Source organism: Enterobacter cloacae complex sp. P40C2 (assembly GCF_014930695.1).
GTDB lineage: Bacteria > Pseudomonadota > Gammaproteobacteria > Enterobacterales > Enterobacteriaceae > Enterobacter > Enterobacter pasteurii.
In genome coordinates this window covers 1,051,806-1,066,573 of sequence record NZ_JADBRP010000001.1, presented here as the reverse complement: position 1 = coordinate 1,066,573, position 14,768 = coordinate 1,051,806, and the positions used below count along the sequence as shown (strand labels likewise).

Genomic DNA, 14,768 nt, shown 5'->3' with positions numbered 1-14,768 from the left:
ATGGCGGAAACCCGAATTCTGGTCGGCCCTGAACGCTTTAGCGTCGGTACCGAATACGGCTGGCTGGCAGAGCGCGATGAAGACGGCGCGGTCGTGACCTTCACCGGAAAAGTGCGTAACCACAACCTCGGCGACAGCGTAAAAGCGTTGACGCTCGAGCACTATCCGGGGATGACCGAAAAATCGCTGGCGGCGATCGTGGAAGAGGCGCGAGGCCGCTGGCCGCTGGGGCGGGTTACGGTTATTCATCGCATCGGTGAGATGTGGCCCGGCGAAGAGATTGTGTTTGTCGGCGTCACCAGCGCGCACCGCGGGAGCGCCTTTGCGGCAGGGGAGTTCATCATGGACTACCTTAAAACCAAAGCCCCGTTCTGGAAGCGTGAGGCGACGCCGGAAGGCGAGCGCTGGGTAGAATCGCGCGACAGCGACAAGCAGGCTGCCAGCCGCTGGTAACAGGTTTATGAGGATGTGTTAGTCTTAACGTGTGTGTTTACTTAATCAGGAGTGAATCATGGACCGATTTCCGCGTTCCGATTCGATAGTACAGCAGACCCGTAGCGGGTTGCAGACCTACATGGCTCAGGTATATGGCTGGATGACGGTTGGCCTGCTGCTTACCGCGTTTATTGCCTGGTATGCGGCAAACACGCCTGAACTGATGATGTTCATCTTCTCCAGCAAAATCACCTTCTTTGGGCTAATCATTGCGCAGCTGGCGCTGGTGTTCGTCCTCTCCGGGCTGGTGCACAAGCTCAGCGCGGGGATGGCGACCACGCTGTTTATGCTCTACTCGGCGCTGACCGGGCTGACGCTTTCCAGCATCTTCATCGTCTATACTTACTCCTCTATCGCCAGCACGTTTGTGGTGACCGGCGGAATGTTTGGCGTGATGAGCCTGTACGGCTACACCACCAAACGCGATCTGAGCGGTTTCGGCAGCATGCTGTTTATGGGGCTGATTGGGATTGTGCTGGCGTCGCTGGTGAACCTGTGGCTGAAGAGTGAAGCGCTGATGTGGGCGGTAACCTATATCGGTGTCGTCATCTTTGTCGGCTTAACCGCCTATGACACCCAGAAGCTAAAAAATATCGGTGAACAGATTGACGTTCGCGACAGTGCTAACCTGCGCAAATATTCAATTCTGGGCGCGCTGACGCTTTATCTGGACTTTATCAACCTGTTCCTGATGCTGCTGCGTATTTTTGGCAACCGTCGTTAGTGAGGGTGGCGCTGTCTGATGCCCTCACCCTGACCCTCTCCCACGGGAGAGGGAACAAACCCTAAAAACGGCAACGAAGTTGCCGTTTTGCTTTTATTTTGCCATCGCCTTCTCGTTCTTCGCCCGCAGCTTCTTCGCCCGACTCTCCAGCACCAGATAGCAGACCGTTGCCAGCGCCAGCGGCAGGAAGTAGTAGATCATGCGGTACGCAAGGAGGGCAGCGATGATCGTTCCCTGAGAGACATGCTCGCCGGCCAGCAGGGCAATAAATACCGCCTCCAGCACGCCAATGCCCGCCGGGATATGGACTATCACGCCGGCAATACTGCTCACCAGCAGCACGCCCAGCACGAAGAAGTAGTTCACATCTTCCCCAATCAACAGCCAGATAATGGCCCCCATCGCCATCCAGTTGGCGCTGGAAACCACCATTTGCAGGACGGCGAACTTCCACGACGGCAGCACCAGCTTCTGACCTTTAATGGTCATATGGCGACGTTTAGCAAAGGCGCACGCCCACAGATAGGCCGCGATAATCAACAGCAGCACAATGCCCAGAATGCGCAACGTTACTTCATCGATATACCAGTGCGCAGGCAGCTGCACGACGCCTATGGTGAAAATCACCCCACCCAGCAGGATGTATCCCAGCCAGTTGGTGGTGATACTCAGCGAGAAAATGCGGGTGATGGTTCCGCCGGGTAATCCGAGACGCGAGTACAGGCGATAGCGCATGCCGATGCCGCCCACCCAGGTGCTCAGCGTCAGGTTGAAGGCGTAGCAGATGAACGACACCAGCATCACCTGCCGCTTTGCCAGCTTATGGCCGCAGTAGGCGCGCCCGAGCAGGTCGTAGCAGCCGTACATCAGGTAGCTCACGATGACCAGCCCAACGGCCCCCAGCAGCACCATCCGGTTGTAGTTGCGGATAACTTTCCACACCTCTTCCCAGTCCACTTTCTGGGCGTACACCACCAGCAGTACCGCGACGGCAATAAAGAACAGCCAGGTGAGTATTTTTTTCGCCAGCCGCCAGCGAGGATGCGATTTTGACATCAGGTTTTCCCTCCATCTTCCGCTTCAACGCGGTCCTGGGTTTCCATTTCGGGTTGAACCGGAGGATCAACCTGCGCCAGCTTCGGCGTGTGCGCGGGCAGCCAGCCCACCATCGCCGGGAAGTGGCGCAGGAAGTGGAACACCACCACGCCGATGCCAACGTTCCACCAGCTGCGTTTCGGCACCATGGATTCATCCACCCGCACGCAGTCATTCTTGATAAGCCCCTGAAGGTTATCGCGCAGGGTCTGGTTAAACTGGCGATCGTGAATGATCAGGTTCGCCTCCAGATTGAGCGACAGGCTCAGCGGATCGAGGTTGCTGGAGCCGACGGTTGCCCAGTGGTCATCCATAACGGCCACTTTGCCGTGCAGCGGGCGGCGGCGATATTCATAGATCTGCACGCCGCTTTTCACCAGGTAGCGGTAGAGCAGACGGGCGCCGACCTTCACAATCGGCATATCCGGCTCGCCCTGCACGATGAGCTTAACGCTCACGCCGCGTCGGGCCGCGTTGCGCATGGCGTGCAAAATACGATAGCCGGGGAAGAAGTAGGCGTTGGCGATGATCGCCTCGCGTTTTGCGTTGGCCAGCATCTTCAGGTAGTGGCGCTCGATGTCGTCCCGATGCTCCTCGTTATCCCGCCAGACAAACAGCGCCTGGGCTTCGCCCGGCTTGCGGTTCTCTTCCGGGCGATGGCGGCGTCGCCACCAGCGGCGAGCGGCCTCTTTGCCGGGCAGGTTTTCCAGCACGAACAGCTGAATGTCCTGCACCACCGGTCCTTCAATGCGGATGGCGTAGTCCTGCTTGGCCTCCGGACCGTAATCCGACATATGCTCAGCGGAGTAGTTAATGCCGCCCACAAACGCTACCGTTTCGTCCACCACCACGATTTTGCGGTGCATACGGCGGAACAGGTTGGTGCGCATGCCGAACAGGCGCGGGCCGGGATCGTAATAGCGGAACACCACGCCCGCGGCGGTGAGCTCATTAACAAATTCATCGCTGAGATCCGGCGAGCCATACCCGTCGAGCAGAACCTCGATTTTTATACCGCGCCGTGCGGCCTGCAGCAGCGCAGCGTGCAGCTGTCGGCCCACGTCGTCTTCAAACCAGATAAACGTTTCCAGGAATACTTTCTGCTGTGCGTGGCTAATCGCCTCAAAGACCGCCGGATAAAAGTTATCGCCGTTTTCCAGCAGCGTAATGCGGTTACCTTCCTGCCATGTGCATTTCATAAGTGTATCTCCGCGCTGAGTGGGGCATGGTCGGAGAGATGTCGCCAGTTGAGTAAGGCCAGCGCCGTCGGGCTGCTGGCATGGGCATTTTTAACGTAGATGCGGTCCAGGCGCAGCAGGGGGAAGCGCACCGGAAACGTCCGTGCGGGACGCCCGCGCGCGCGGGTGAAAATCTCCTCCAGCCCTGCGTTCACCTTCAGCGGATGGTTGGCGCGCTGCCGCCAGTCGTTGAAATCACCGGCAACCACCACGGGCTCGCCCTCGGGCAGCGCATTCGTCCACTCTGCCAGCATCTGCAGCTGGGCCTGACGGTGGGCTTCACGCAGGCCCAGGTGCACGCAGCCCACGTGTATGGGGAAATCAAGGTCCGGCGGCGTGATGCGGCAGTATAGCAGCCCGCGCTTTTCGCTCTCCCCAACGGAGACGTCGCGATTCTCATAATGTTCAATTGGATAACGCGACAGCACGGCGTTACCGTGATGCCCCTCCGGATAGACCGCGTTGCGCCCGTAGGCGTAATCGCTCCACATGGTATCCGCCAGAAATTCGTAGTGGGGCGTGTCGGGCCAGTTTTCGAAATGCATAGGATGCACCTCGTGGGCGCCCATGACCTCCTGCAGGCAGACAATATCGGCGCTGACGGTGCGTACCGCGTCGCGCAGCTCCGGTAAAATGAAGCGGCGGTTAAATGCTGTGAAGCCCTTATGAATGTTTATCGTCAGCACCTTAAGCGAGAAATGCTGCGTTTTTTTGCTCATAAACACCTTCCTGGGTGACTATCCCGATGAAAATAAAGTGTAGTAGGCGTCACAAAAAGATGCGGCGTTACGGAATTTTCCGTAAAGTGCGGTAGTCTGAATTAGCAGAGAAAAATCCTTCAGGAGAGAAGCCATGAAGTGGCAACAACGCGTTCGTGTCGCAACCGGTTTGAGTTGCTGGCAGATAATGTTGCATTTACTGGTCGTGGCCGTACTGGTGATGGGCTGGATGAGCGGCACGCTGGTGCGTGTTGGCTTAGGGCTATGCGTGCTTTACGGCGTGACCGTGCTGTCGATGCTGTTTTTACAGCGTCATCACGACGCGCGCTGGCGTGAAGTGGGTGATGTGCTCGAAGAGCTCACCACCACCTGGTATTTTGGTGCGGCAATGATCGTCCTGTGGCTGCTGTCACGCGTGCTGCAAAACAACCTGCTGCTGGCCCTGGCGGGTCTGGCTATCCTCGCAGGGCCTGCGGTGGTGTCGTTGCTCACCAAAGAGAAAAAGCTACGCGATGTTTCGTCTAAACATCGCATAGGCCACTGAGCCCGTTGTGGCCGCGATGACCAGTAGCGGCCACAAGCTTCCCCACACAATATCCAGACTCGCATCCTTCAGATAGATTTGCTTGGTGATATCCGTAAAGTGACGAATCGGGTTTATCCACGTCAAATCCTGTAGCCATACCGGCATGTTCTCAACAGGCGAAACGTACCCTGAAAGCAAAATCGCCGGCATCATAAAGACAAACACCCCGATAAACGCCTGCTGCTGCGTGGAGCAGAGCGCGGAAATCAGCAGTCCAAACCCTACCAGCGACAGGCCGTAAATCACCATCGTGAAGTAAAACAGCGCCAGCGAACCGGCGAACGGGATCTGGTAGGCCCAAATCCCAATACCCAGCACGATGGTGGCCTGGAAGGTGGCGACAATCAGCGCCGGCACCGCCTTGCCGATGAAGATCTGCCAGGTGGCGAGCGGGGAGACCAGCAGCTGATCGAGCGTACCTTGTTCCCGCTCGCGGGCCACGGACAGCGAGGTGACGATCATCACACCGATGGTGGTGATCATGGCGATAAGCGACGGCACCACGAACCACTTGTAGTCCAGATTCGGGTTGTACCAGTTGCGCACCACCAGCTCGCTGTTGTTGGGTTTAGGTTTGCCCGTCATCAGCTCCTGCTGGTAATCCTTCACCACCTGTTGCAGGTAGTTCGCCGCAATCTGGGCGCTGTTGGAGTTACGCCCGTCGAGGATCAGCTGCATCGGCGCGGTCTGGAAGGTGTCCAGGTTACGGGAGAAATCCGCCGGGAAGCGCACCAGCAGCAACGCTTTCTGCGTGTCGATGGTGGGCTGGATCTCCTGCGGGCTTTTCAGCAACAGCACGTGGGTAAAGGCTTTGGCGCGGGCGAAGCGCTGGGTCAGCTCGACGGAATGCCTGCCGTTGTCCTCGTTGTAGACGGCGATGGTGGCGTTAGTCACCTCCAGCGTGGCGGCAAACGGAAACAGTAAAACCTGAAGCAGCACCGGCAGCACCAGAATGGCGCGGGTCTGCGGCTCGCGCAGCAGCGATTGCAGCTCTTTGCGGATCAGTGTCCATAAACGGTGAAACATACTTACTCCTCAGTCCAGTCGCCGTCTGGTTTTCAGCCACGTCAGGCCGATAAACATCACCGCCGACGCCATCAAGAACAGGGTGTTGATAATCAACACCACCGGAATATTCCCCGCCAGGAACAGGCTTTGCAGCGTGCTGACAAAGTAGCGCGCCGGGATGACGTAGGTCACGGCGCGGATCACCGCGGGCATGCTGTCTATCTGGAAGATAAACCCGGATAACATAATCGACGGCAGGAAGGCGGCGTTTAGCGCCACCTGCGCGGCGTTAAACTGATTGCGGGTGATGGTGGAGATGAGCAGCCCCATTCCCAGCGTGCTCAGTAAAAACAGGCTGGTGATAAAGAACAGCACGATGAGTGAACCGCGGTACGGCACGCCGAGGATAAAGACCGCGACAAGCATGCAGAGCAGCATCGCCAGCATGCCGAGGAAGTAGTACGGAATGAGCTTGCAGAGCAGCAGCTCGACGCGCGTCACTTCGGTGGAGAGCAGCGCCTCCATGGTGCCGCGCTCCCATTCGCGGGCGATGACCAGCGAGGTGAGGATCGCCCCTATCACCGTCATGATGATGGTCACCGCGCCCGGAATAATAAAGTGCTGGCTGATGGCGGCGGGGTTAAACCAGTAGCGCGTCTGCACGTCAATCAGCGGTTCAAACTTTTCCCCCCGGTCTTCGGCGCGCTGCATCTGCCAGAGCTGCCAGATCCCCTCCGCGTAGCCCTGCACAAAGTTCGCGGTGTTCGGCTCGCTGCCGTCGGTAATCACCTGGATCGGCGCATCGGCGCCCGGGCGCGCCATGTTGGCCGCGAAATCCACCGGGATGACGATCAGGCCGCGAATTTTCCCGGCCTGCATTTTCTGGATCAATTCCTGTCGGCTGTCGCTGATGGTGGCATCGATGTAGGGCGAGCCGGTCATGGCGTGGGTGAAGTCCAGCGCCTCTTCGCTCTGCTGCTCCAGCAAAATCCCGATCCGCAGCTTGCTGGAGTCGAGGTTAATGCCGTAGCCGAAAATAAACAGCAGCAGCAGGGGGATCACCACCGCAATCAGCCAGCTGCTGGGATCGCGCACGATCTGGCGGGTCTCTTTGACGCACAGGGCGCGTACCCGGCGCCAGGAGAGGGCGTTACTGCGCATGGGCATTCTCCTTATCCCAGTCGTGGATGAGGGTGATAAACGCCTGCTCCATGGTCGGGTCCGGCTGTTCGTCGTCGGCGGCCTGCGCTTTCAGATCGTCCGGCGTGCCGTGGGCAATCAGCTTGCCGCGGTAAACCAGCCCGATGCGGTCGCAGTACTCCGCCTCGTCCATAAAGTGGGTGGTGACCATTACCGTGACCCCTTTCTCCACCATGCTGTTGATATGCAGCCAGAACTCGCGGCGGGTGAGGGGATCCACGCCCGAGGTGGGTTCATCAAGAAACAGGATATCCGGCTCATGCATCAACGAGCAGGCCAGCGCCAGCCGCTGCTTGAAGCCGAGCGGCAGCGCGTCGGTCGCCTGCGAGGCGATGTCGGTCAGGCCGAAGGCGTCGCACATGCGGCCGATCTTCTCGTTCTGCGCCCGACCCCGCAGGCCGTAGACGCCGGAGAAAAAGCGCAGGTTCTGTTCAACCGTCAGGTTGCCGTACAGGGAAAACTTCTGCGCCATATAGCCCAGGTGCTGGCGCGCCTTGCCGGAACTGACCTTGAGATCCATGTCCAGCACCAGCGCCTTGCCGGAGGTCGGCACCAGCAGGCCGCACATCATTTTAAAGGTGGTCGATTTTCCCGCGCCGTTTGGCCCGAGCAGGCCAAAAATCTCGCCGCGCTTCACGGCAAAGTTGACGTTGTCGGTGGCGGCAAAGTCGCCAAATTTCTTGGTGAGCGATTTCGCTTCAATCACCGTTTCGCCCGCCGTGCCTTCAACCGTGTGCAGAATGGCGCCAAGCGGCGACTCCGAGGTTCCCGCACCTCCCAGCAGATCGATAAACGCGTCTTCAAAGCGCGGGGCGGTTTCCTGCATCTCGATTTCAGGCATACCCTGCGCCCGGCGGATATCCTCGGCGGTGGCCTCTTTTTTGAGGATCGCCCGCACCGAACGTCCCTGAATCATCCCGTCGCTGATCTGCGGGAGCTTCAGCACCCGCTGGAGCAGCCTGCGGTTCGACTCCTGCGGGCTGTGCAGCAGGAAGCTGCGTCCGGCCATGGTTTGCGTCAGCCTAGTGGGTTCGCCCTGATAGAGCAGTTCCCCTTCGTTCATCAGCAGCACGTCGCGGCACTGTTCTGCTTCATCAAGGTAGGAGGTGCTCCAGAGGATAAGCATGCCGTCGCCCGCCAGCTCGTGCACCATCTGCCACAGCTCGCGGCGGGAAATCGGGTCCACGCCCACGCCGGGTTCATCCAGCAGCAGCACTTTCGGCTCGCCCACCAGCGTACAGGCCAGCCCCAGCTTCTGCTTCATCCCGCCGGAGAGCTTGCCCGCCAGCCGGTCGGTGAACGGGCCGAGGGAGGTAAACTCCAGCAGGCGCGCAAAGGTGTTCTGCCGGGTTTCGCCGGTGACGCTGCGCAGGTCGGCGTACAGATTGAGGTTTTCCATCACCGTCAAATCTTCGTACAGGCCAAACTTCTGCGGCATATAGCCGAGCATGCCGTGGAGCGCCGCGTCGTCTTTAATCGGATCGAGGCCAAGCACGCTTGCCGCGCCTTCATCCGGCTTCAGCAGCCCGGCCAGCATCCGCATCAGCGTGGTTTTACCCGCGCCGTCCGGGCCGACCAGCCCGGTCACATAGCCTTTGTGAATGGTGCAGTTCAGCGGCGCGACCGCCGGTTTGTCCATCCCCGCGAAGCGTTTGACCAGATTATTGAGCTGGATAACCGCATCATTCATGTCGTTCCCCGTCGTTTAAGGTCACGGTAACGGGCATACCCTGGCGCAGCGCGTCGTCCGCGTCGGTAACGATAATGCGCAGGCGATACACCAGGTCGGTACGCAGATCCGGGGTTTCAACCGTTTTCGGCGTAAATTCAGCCGTTGGGGAGACAAAGCCCACCTTGCCGTGATACGGCTTGTCCGGGCGACCGTCGGTATAGAGCAGCAGCTCGCGGCCCGGCTGCATCTGGCCGAGATTAGGCTCATCAATGTAGGCGCGCACCCACACCGGACGCGTTAAGGAGAGCGTTAATACGGTGCTGCCCGCGCTGAGCATGCTGCCCGGCTCCACGGCGCGGGTCATGAGGGTGCCGTCTGACGGGGCGATGAGGGTGGTATCGCGCAGATCCAGCTCCGCCTGGGCCAGCTGCGCCTGGGCCTGTTCGAGGCTGGCTTTTGCCTGAGCAATGTCCTGCGCGCGGTTACCGGAGCGGTACTGGCTGAGCTTATCCTGCGCGGATTTCAGCGTCGCCTGCGCCTGGTCGCGGGATGAGCGCGCATTTTCCAGATCGTTGGCGGAAATGGTGCGGCTTTTCCACAGCCCCTGCTGGCGGTTGTAGAAGTTCTGCGCGTAGTCATAGGCGGCTTTCGCCTGCTTGACGGCAGCGGCGGCCTGGGAAATTTCTTCATCGCGATAGCCCGCCAGCATCAGGTCATACTGCGCCTGCGCGACCGAAACGCCTGCTTTTGCCTGCATCAGGGCGTTCTCAAACGGGGCCTTGTCCAGCATCCCCAGCGTCTGCCCGGCTTTAATGGCATCGCCTTCGTCAACGTTCAGCGAGGCCAGCCGGCCGCCAACGCGGAAGCTCATATTCACGGTGCGGATATCAACGTTGCCGTAGAGCGTCAGGCCACGATCCTGCTGGCTCTGATACCACAGCCAGCCGCCAATGCCCGCAGCAAGCAAAATAACAACCACCAGAATGATGGCGACAGGTTTTTTCATGACTTCTCGCTCCTTTGCGTTAAGCCTTGCAGGATCAGATCAACGTGACGGGTAATGACCAGGCTAATTTGCGCGGCTTTATCCTCATCGAATTGTGTCCAGCCCGTACGTAACAGGATGGTTTCGCGCCCCAGACGGAAGGCGAGTACTTCGCCCAACAGGGCGTGGGTATGCAAAATGGTGGCGGTATCGCTGGCGTCCCGTCCGGTATAGGCTGCGACAAGCCGGGTCAGATGGGTGTGCATCGGGGCGATCACCTGTTCGTGAACCAGCTGGTAGGCGGCAGTGGGGGAGAGCTGCTCGCGGGAGATAAACCTGCTCAGGTTCAGCGTATCGTCGTGCGTCAGCAGGCGGATCATGTTGTGACAGGCGTTAAGAATCAGCTGGCGGATGGCGGCACGGTCTGGCTCTGGCTGGCTGAACAGCGCGGTGGCCTCTTCAACGTGCGAACGAAAGTGGGTGCCAATGAAATCGGCGATCCACTGGGCGCAGGCGAGGTACAAATCCTCTTTTGAGCCAAAATAGTAGGTAATGGCCGCAATGTTCTGTCCGGCCTGGGCGGCGATATCCCGCGTGGTGGCATGCAGGCCATACTCGCCAAACTGGGCCAGCGCGGCGGCGATAAGCTGGCTTTTTGCCTGTTCGCCTTTGGTTGTCGTTGGGGTCGTATTCATGGCGGTATTAAAAATTAATCAATCGATTGATTAAGATTATGCCGGAATCGCGCAAACGTCGAGGCATCGCCGGGGATATTTTATGCGCCACGTCACAAAAGCTGCTACACTCCGCACCTTCGTGACATTGTGGTTTTTGTCCTTCCCGTTTGTTATATCTCCCTGAAAACTACACCTGTGATGGTCGGGGCGGTTCGGAGTTTTTATGTCTTTTGATTCCCTTGGCCTGAACCCGGAAATTCTGCGCGCCATCGCAGAGCAGGGCTACGTTGAGCCAACCCCTATTCAGCAGCAGGCCATTCCGGCCGTGTTGCAGGGCCGTGACCTGATGGCCAGCGCCCAGACCGGCACCGGTAAAACCGCGGGCTTTACCCTGCCGCTGTTAGAGCTGCTGGTAAAAAATCAGCCGCACGCCAAAGGCCGTCGTCCGGTACGCGCGCTGATCCTTACCCCAACCCGCGAGCTGGCGGCACAGATCGGCGAGAACGTGCGTGAGTACAGCCGCTACCTCAACATCCGTTCGCTGGTGGTGTTCGGTGGGGTGAGCATTAACCCACAGATGATGAAGCTGCGCGGCGGCGTGGACGTGCTGGTGGCAACGCCGGGCCGTCTGCTGGATCTGGAACACCAGAACGCGGTGAAGCTGGACAGCATCGAAATTCTGGTGCTGGACGAAGCGGACCGCATGCTCGACATGGGCTTTATTCACGATATTCGCCGCGTGCTGGCGAAGCTGCCCGCGCGTCGTCAGAACCTGCTGTTCTCCGCGACCTTCTCCGACGAGATCAAGGCGCTGGCGGAAAAGCTGCTGCATAACCCGCTGGAAGTGGAAGTGGCGCGCCGCAATACCGCCTCCGAGCAGGTGACGCAGCACGTTCACTTCGTTGATAAAAAACGCAAGCGGGAGCTGCTCTCCCAGATGATCGGCCAGGGCAACTGGCAGCAGGTGCTGGTCTTTACCCGCACCAAGCACGGCGCGAACCACCTGGCGGAACAGCTGAACAAAGACGGCATCCGCAGCGCGGCGATCCACGGCAACAAGAGCCAGGGCGCGCGTACCCGGGCCCTGGCGGACTTTAAGTCTGGCGATATCCGCGTGCTGGTGGCGACCGACATCGCCGCCCGCGGTCTGGACATTGAAGAGCTGCCGCACGTGGTGAACTACGAGCTGCCAAACGTGCCGGAAGACTACGTTCACCGTATTGGCCGTACCGGCCGTGCGGCGGCAACCGGTGAAGCGCTCTCTCTGGTTTGCGTGGATGAACACAAGCTGCTGCGCGATATTGAACGCCTGCTGAAGAAAGAGATCCCGCGCATCGAAACCCCGGGCTATGAGGTTGATCCGTCAATCAAAGCCGAGCCGATTCAGAACGGCCGCCAGGGCGGCGGTCGCGGTCAGGGCGGCGGCGGTCGCGGCCAGCAGCCGCGTCGTTCAGAAGGCGGCGCCGCGAAATCCCCGGGCAAACCGCCGCGTCGTAATAACGACAGCAAACCGGCCGGTGAAAACCCGTGGCGCAGCGGCGAAGGAAAGCCAGCAGGGGAAGGGCAGCGCCGACGCCGCCCGCGCAAGCCTGCTAACCCGCAGTAATCTGGAAGCCCGGTCGTAATGCCGGGCTTTTCTTTTTGCGGCAGCGGGAAGAAAGTGCCACAATAGTGGCTGTTTATACAGTATTCCAGGTTTCCCGATGGCTTTAACCGCGGCGCTAAAAGCGCAAATTGGCGCATGGTATAAGGCGCTACAGCAGCAGATCCCCGATTTTATCCCCCGAGCGCCGCAGCGGCAGATGATTGCCGACGTGGCTAAAACGCTCGCCGGGGACGACGGGCGACATCTGGCGATAGAAGCCCCGACCGGCGTCGGGAAAACCCTGTCGTATCTCATTCCCAGCATCGCGATTGCCCGGGAAGAAGACAAAACGCTGGTGGTCAGCACCGCCAACGTAGCGCTGCAGGATCAGATCTTCAGCAAAGATTTACCGCTGCTGCGCAAAATCATCCCCGACCTGCGGTTCACCGCCGCCTTTGGGCGCGGGCGCTATGTTTGTCCGCGTAACCTCGCGGCGCTGGCCAGCAGTGAACCTTCCCAGCAGGATCTGCTCGCCTTTCTCGACGACGAGCTGACGCCAAACAATAAGGCGGAGCAGGAGCTGTGTGCAAAGCTGAAAACCGAGCTCGACGGCTACAGGTGGGACGGCCTGCGGGATCACACCAGCCAGGCGATTAGCGACGACCTGTGGCGCAGGCTCAGCACCGATAAAGCGAGCTGCCTGAACCGCAACTGTCACTACTACCGCGAGTGTCCGTTCTTTGTCGCCCGGCGCGAGATTCAGGAGGCGGAGGTGGTTGTGGCAAACCACGCGCTGGTGATGGCCGCGCTGGAGAGCGAAGCGGTGCTGCCGGAGCCGAAAAACCTGCTGCTGGTGCTCGACGAAGGCCACCATCTGCCCGACGTGGCGCGGGACGCGCTGGAGATGAGCGCGGAAATCACCGCGCCGTGGTTCCGTCTACAGCTGGATCTGTTCTGCAAGCTGGTGGCCACCTGCATGGAGCAGTTCCGCCCGAAAACCACGCCGCCGCTGGCGGTCCCGGAGCGGCTGAGCGAGCACTGCGACGAGGTTTACGGCCTTATCTCCTCGCTGAATAACATCCTCAACCTCTATCTTCCCGCCGCCCAGGAGGCGGAACACCGCTTTGCGATGGGGGAGCTGCCGGAAGAGGTAATGGAGATTTGCCAGCAGCTGGCGAAGCACCTCGAAAAGCTGCGCGGGCTGGCGGAGATGTTCTTAAACGATCTCAGCGAGAAAACCGGTACCCATGACGTGGTGCGTTTGCACCGCATTCTGCTGCAAATGAACCGCGCGCTGGGGATGTTTGAAGCGCAGAGCAAGCTCTGGCGGCTGGCCTCGATGGCGCAGGCGTCCGGCGCGCCGGTGACGAAATGGGCGACCCGCGAGGTGCGGGAAGGGCAGGTGCATCTGCTCTTCCACTGCGTGGGCATCCGCGTGGCGGATCAGCTGGAAAAGCTGATCTGGCGCAGCGTGCCGCACGTGGTGGTGACGTCCGCGACGCTGCGTTCCCTGAACAGCTTCTCAAGACTGCAGGAGATGAGCGGCCTGAAAGAGAAAGCGGGCGACCGCTTTGTGGCGCTGGACTCGCCGTTTAACCACTGCGAGCAGGGCAAGCTGGTCATCCCGCGCATGAACTATGAGCCGCTTATCGACAACGAAGAGCAGCACATTGCCGAGATGGCGGCCTACTTCCGCGAACAGGTCGAGAGCAAAAAATACCCCGGCATGCTGGTGCTGTTTGCCAGCGGGCGCGCGATGCAGCGCTTTCTTGAGCACGTTACCGATCTGCGTTTACTCCTGCTGGTGCAGGGCGACCAGCCGCGCTACAGGCTGGTGGAAACCCACCGCAAGCGGATTGATAACGGCGAGCGCAGCGTGCTGGTGGGGCTTCAGTCTTTTGCGGAGGGTCTGGATCTGAAGGGCGATTATCTGACGCAGGTGCATATTCATAAAATCGCCTTCCCGCCCATCGACAGCCCGGTAGTCATCACCGAAGGCGAGTGGCTGAAAAGCCTCAACCGCTACCCGTTTGAGGTGCAAAGCCTGCCGGCGGCGTCGTTTAACTTGATTCAGCAGGTCGGGCGTCTTATTCGCAGCCACGGCTGCTGGGGCGAAGTGGTGATATACGACAAGCGTCTGCTCACCAAAAACTACGGGCAGCGTTTGCTGAACGCGCTGCCGGTGTTCCCGATTGAGCAGCCGGAGGTACCGGAAGTGAAAAAACGCCCGGCAAAACTGGCCGCCGGGCGTAAAAAAGGCATCCATGCCAGGGGGCGCGGTCCTACTGGTAAGTAAAGGTGGCCTGAACAACGCTGTTGAACGTGCCGGCAGTGACGGGCATGGCGGTTGCGTAATAGCGTGCTGCCATGGGGAAAGTGGCGGTGTGGGTGCCGGCATCGATCACCACGCTGAACCGGGCCTCGGGGGCAAGCACGATGTAGTCCAGGCGATCGGCCAGCTCTAGCGCCACCCCCGTTGCGGTGCCGCTATTGGCGAATTTGAAGGGATGGTCCCTGTCGCGCGGGCCGTCAACGGAAACCGTGGCGACCGTCAGCGTGGGCGGGCAGTTCGTCAGCGTTAAATCGAATTTTTTCCACGGACCGGTATCGCCGATGTCACGGAAGTCGCTGGCAACGCCCTGCCCCAGATCCACCACCATATTCTGGCTGCCACCGTCCACCTGACAGGTGGTGTCGTAAATATTTCCTTCGATATTGAGCGTAACGTCGGTCGCGACAGCCGGGAGGCTCGTCAGTGCGAGTAAAAGGGGTAACGTTTTCATC

14 protein-coding genes are annotated in these 14,768 nt (G+C 59.7%); 5 read left to right on the top strand and 9 right to left on the bottom strand.

The window, feature by feature from the left end; translation table 11 throughout:
* The gene (gene moaE, locus IM304_RS05100) at positions 1 to 453 is read left to right on the top strand and encodes a molybdopterin synthase catalytic subunit MoaE (protein WP_148420764.1); all 453 of its coding nucleotides are present in this window, start codon (positions 1 to 3) and stop codon (positions 451 to 453) included.
* Between the two features lie 58 nt (positions 454 to 511).
* Entirely contained in the window at positions 512 to 1,219 is a 708-nt protein-coding gene (locus IM304_RS05095) for a Bax inhibitor-1/YccA family protein (protein WP_148420763.1), read from the top strand.
* A gap of 93 nt (positions 1,220 to 1,312) precedes the next feature.
* On the opposite strand, the gene IM304_RS05090 is transcribed toward IM304_RS05095, so the two are convergent.
* The 3 genes from IM304_RS05090 to IM304_RS05080 are packed head-to-tail and all read right to left on the bottom strand — an operon-like array spanning position 1,313 to position 4,271.
* Complete coding sequence (locus tag IM304_RS05090) at positions 1,313 to 2,275, bottom strand: YbhN family protein (protein ID WP_193356624.1); 963 nt, start codon at positions 2,273 to 2,275, stop codon at positions 1,313 to 1,315.
* Positions 2,275 to 3,513, bottom strand: coding sequence for a cardiolipin synthase ClsB (gene clsB, locus IM304_RS05085; protein ID WP_193356623.1), 1,239 nt, complete (start codon positions 3,511 to 3,513; stop codon positions 2,275 to 2,277). Before clsB ends, IM304_RS05090 begins: the two co-directional genes overlap by 1 nt.
* Positions 3,510 to 4,271 carry an endonuclease/exonuclease/phosphatase family protein gene (locus IM304_RS05080; protein WP_193356622.1) on the bottom strand — a complete coding sequence of 254 codons (762 nt, stop codon included), beginning with the start codon at positions 4,269 to 4,271 and terminating at the stop codon, positions 3,510 to 3,512. The genes clsB and IM304_RS05080 overlap by 4 nt, the downstream gene beginning before the upstream one ends.
* A 133-nt stretch (positions 4,272 to 4,404) precedes the next feature.
* On the opposite strand from IM304_RS05080, the gene IM304_RS05075 reads away from it, so the two are divergent.
* Positions 4,405 to 4,815, top strand: coding sequence for a YbhQ family protein (locus IM304_RS05075; RefSeq protein WP_006809522.1), 411 nt, complete (start codon positions 4,405 to 4,407; stop codon positions 4,813 to 4,815).
* Here the strand turns inward: IM304_RS05075 and IM304_RS05070 are convergent.
* From IM304_RS05070 to cecR, 5 genes are read right to left on the bottom strand one after another with little or no spacing between them, the layout of a single operon-like run.
* The gene (locus IM304_RS05070) at positions 4,777 to 5,883 is read right to left on the bottom strand and encodes an ABC transporter permease (protein WP_193356621.1); all 1,107 of its coding nucleotides are present in this window, start codon (positions 5,881 to 5,883) and stop codon (positions 4,777 to 4,779) included. The genes IM304_RS05075 and IM304_RS05070 overlap by 39 nt on opposite strands.
* 9 nt (positions 5,884 to 5,892) lie before the next feature.
* Entirely contained in the window at positions 5,893 to 7,026 is a 1,134-nt protein-coding gene (locus tag IM304_RS05065; RefSeq protein WP_148420758.1) for an ABC transporter permease, read from the bottom strand.
* Positions 7,016 to 8,755 (bottom strand): ATP-binding cassette domain-containing protein, encoded by a 1,740-nt coding sequence (locus IM304_RS05060; protein ID WP_193356620.1) that lies wholly within the window; start codon positions 8,753 to 8,755, stop codon positions 7,016 to 7,018. The genes IM304_RS05065 and IM304_RS05060 overlap by 11 nt, the downstream gene beginning before the upstream one ends.
* Positions 8,748 to 9,743 (bottom strand): secretion protein HlyD, encoded by a 996-nt coding sequence (gene hlyD, locus IM304_RS05055; protein ID WP_193356619.1) that lies wholly within the window; start codon positions 9,741 to 9,743, stop codon positions 8,748 to 8,750. The genes IM304_RS05060 and hlyD overlap by 8 nt, the downstream gene beginning before the upstream one ends.
* Entirely contained in the window at positions 9,740 to 10,417 is a 678-nt protein-coding gene (cecR, locus tag IM304_RS05050) for a transcriptional regulator CecR (RefSeq protein ID WP_193356618.1), read from the bottom strand. The genes hlyD and cecR overlap by 4 nt, the downstream gene beginning before the upstream one ends.
* Positions 10,418 to 10,622: 205 nt before the next feature.
* Here cecR and rhlE point away from each other — a divergent pair, with 205 nt between their 5' ends.
* The gene (gene rhlE / locus IM304_RS05045) at positions 10,623 to 12,005 is read left to right on the top strand and encodes an ATP-dependent RNA helicase RhlE (protein WP_176610833.1); all 1,383 of its coding nucleotides are present in this window, start codon (positions 10,623 to 10,625) and stop codon (positions 12,003 to 12,005) included.
* 97 nt (positions 12,006 to 12,102) lie between these two features.
* A complete protein-coding gene (dinG, locus tag IM304_RS05040) occupies positions 12,103 to 14,280 on the top strand; it encodes an ATP-dependent DNA helicase DinG (RefSeq protein ID WP_193356617.1) in 2,178 nt (725 codons plus the stop codon).
* On the opposite strand, the gene IM304_RS05035 is transcribed toward dinG, so the two are convergent.
* Entirely contained in the window at positions 14,267 to 14,767 is a 501-nt protein-coding gene (locus IM304_RS05035) for a fimbrial protein (RefSeq protein WP_148420752.1), read from the bottom strand. The two genes, dinG and IM304_RS05035, sit on opposite strands and share 14 nt — an antisense overlap.
* Between the last annotated feature and the right edge of the window lies 1 nt (position 14,768).